Here is a 948-nt window from a genome sequence, read left to right as displayed (position 1 = left end):
AGTACCAATAGGAAAAGAAATCAATTGAGATTCCGTAAGTAGTGGCGAGCGAACGCGGATTAGCCCTAAAGACTTTATAAGGATAATAGAATAACCTGGAAAGGTTAACCGTAGAGGGTGATAGTCCCGTAAATGAAATTTTTATTAAGTTGATAACGAGTAAGGCGGAACACGAGAAATTCTGTCCGAATATGGGAGGACCATCTTCCAAGGCTAAATACTCCTCAAAGACCGATAGTGAACTAGTACTGTGAAGGAAAGGTGAAAAGCATTTCGAATAGAAAGTTGAAATAGAACCTGAAACCGTACGCCTACAAGCGGTCGGAGCTCTTCGGAGTGACGGCGTGCCTTTTGCATAATGAGCCTACGAGTTAATGTTGCTGGCAAGGTTAAGCACTTCAGGTGCGGAGCCGTAGCGAAAGCGAGTCTGAATAGGGCGTTATAGTCAGTAGTATTAGACGCGAAACCTTGTGATCTACCCATGGGCAGGTTGAAGCTTTGGTAACACAAAGTGGAGGACCGAACCGGTTGACGTTGAAAAGTCTTCGGATGACCTGTGGGTAGGGGTGAAAGGCCAATCAAACTGGGAAATAGCTCGTACTCCCCGAAATGCATTTAGGTGCAGCGTTTAGTTAAGTATATTAGAGGTAGAGCTACTGATTGGATGCGGGGGCTTCACCGCCTACCAATTCCTGACAAACTCCGAATGCTAATATATGTTTCTAGGCAGTGAGGGCATGGGTGCTAAGGTCCATGTCCGAGAGGGAAAGAACCCAGACCATCAGCTAAGGTCCCCAAATATATGCTAAGTTGAAAAAACGCGGTTGGATTGCATAGACAGCTAGGATGTTAGCTTGGAAGCAGCTATTCATTTAACGAGTGCGTAACAGCTCACTAGTCGAGCGATCCGGCATGGATAATAATCGGGCATAAGCATATTACCGAAGC

General features: G+C 45.6%; 1 rRNA gene. It reads left to right on the top strand.

Annotated elements, in window-relative coordinates:
- A 23S ribosomal RNA gene (locus tag QWI17_RS08890) occupies positions 1–948 on the top strand; the annotation flags it as partial.

It is taken from the genome of Gilvimarinus gilvus, from assembly GCF_030518155.1.
GTDB classification, from domain to species: Bacteria; Pseudomonadota; Gammaproteobacteria; order Pseudomonadales; family Cellvibrionaceae; genus Gilvimarinus; species Gilvimarinus gilvus.
The sequence above is the reverse complement of the archived record's forward strand: the minus strand, read 5'-3'. Positions and strand labels throughout refer to the sequence as shown.